The 1570-nt window shown below is 63.9% G+C and carries 1 protein-coding gene; it reads right to left on the bottom strand.

Going from position 1 to position 1570, the window contains the following annotated elements; translation table 11 throughout:
* Positions 1-137: 137 nt before the first annotated feature.
* Positions 138-1484 carry an IS1182 family transposase gene (locus QQL87_RS37190; protein WP_284424091.1) on the bottom strand — a complete coding sequence of 449 codons (1347 nt, stop codon included), beginning with the start codon at positions 1482-1484 and terminating at the stop codon, positions 138-140.
* Between the last annotated feature and the right edge of the window lie 86 nt (positions 1485-1570).

Consider the following 1570-nt stretch of genomic DNA (forward strand, 5'->3'; position numbering starts at 1 on the left):
CGTAGAGCTTGTGAGCCAATTTGAGTTCGCAGCTGAGCTTACGCCGCGGGGGCTGCTGCCGCGGGGATGACCCGTCGTGGACGGGCTCTTTGCGGCGGATCGGCCCGGTGAGGTCCCTCGGAGGCCGCTCCTGACGGCTATGATGCTGCTTTTTGGCAGGCGGTGAGGTGCCATCCTTGCAGAAGGTTGTTGGTGAACGCGTACCAGTTCACGACGGCGCGAACCTTGTCGATGCCGCGGACCGTCACTTGCCTGAGGTCCCAGTTGCGCCAGCGGGCGTGGATGCATTCGCACAGCGAGCGGAGCTGATACTGGGCCTTGCCGGCTTCGCTCGCCATGCGCGCTCGCCAGGCGGCCACACCAGGGCCGTCGGTGTCGCGGGGCAGATAAGGATCAACACCGCTTTTTTGCGAGCGCGGCGGACAGTAGACCTCGGTGTTCTGGCCATGCGCCCATTCGATGTCGTCGCCACGGCAGTATCCGCCATCGACCAGGTAGCGCCTGGGTAAGCGCGGCAGCTTGTCGCGCAGCCGCTCCAGCATCGGTCGCATCAGGCCGCCGTCTGATCCGTTGTTGTCGACGTCGATTGCGACCACGATCATCGCGGCCGCAGCACTGACGACCTGCACGTTGTAGGCGGGACGGAAACCGGCGTCGGCCATCTTCATCCGCCGCGCCTGCGGATCGGTGGTCGAGGCCCGAGGCTCCTTCGGCTTTTTGCCGTTGCCACCTTTTTCCTCAAGCTTCTTGCGCTTGCGCTTAATCTCCTCCAGTGCCGCCTGCGCCGCTTCCACCTTCTGCTTATGCTCGCGGGCGGCACGCTCACGCGCCGCCCGGATGCGCCGATTGCTGGCTTCTGGATCTGCGTCGACCTCGTGCTTGAGCTGCTCCACCACCGCTGTTGCCTCTGCAAGCTTCTGCTGCAGCGTCGCTTCGCGCCGGAACGAACTGGCTCCGGCATTGGCACGGATCCGCACCCCGTCCTGTGCCAGCGTATCGAGATCGACCAGCCCGGCCTCACTCAGCGCCGCCAGATGTTCGCTCATCAGGCGGTCGAGCACATCGGCACAGCCGACGCGGAAGTCCGACAGAGTGTGATAGTTCAGCGACACCCCGCCACACAGCCAGCGATAGGCATCATGGCTCTCGCACAGGCGATCCAGCGCCCGAGCACTGCCGACGCCGTCGCTGGTGGCATAGAGCCAGAGTGCCAGCAAAAGGCGTGGTGATGGTGCAGGATGGCCAGGCCTGTTCTCCCGCGCCCTCACTCGGTCTTCCAACTCGCTCAAATCGAGCGTCTCGACATAGGTCCAGATCATGCGCGCCGGATGATCTTGCCCAATCAGGCTGTCGATATCGACCGCGCGCAGTTCGACCTGATTGCGCACCGGCACCCGCAGACGAGGCGCACCCTTCGGAAGCTCCCGCGCTTCGGGAGCCGACTGCTCCGGCAGTCCATCGAAAAGCTCGTCCTCAGCCATCATGACCTCCAGCAAATCGCTCCGCTCAGAGAATCACTTTCATCGAGAATCGCCATCGAAAGATTCACAGCCTCGTAGGGTGGGCAAAG

Source organism: Bradyrhizobium sp. SSBR45G, assembly GCF_030159255.1.
Taxonomy (GTDB): Bacteria; Pseudomonadota; Alphaproteobacteria; order Rhizobiales; family Xanthobacteraceae; genus Bradyrhizobium.

What these genes read in the sequence shown, in the direction of transcription:
- QQL87_RS37190 (WP_284424091.1), bottom strand. Translation starts at nt 1,484, where the DNA reads ATGATGGCTGAGGACGAGCTTTTCGATGGACTGCCGGAGCAGTCGGCT.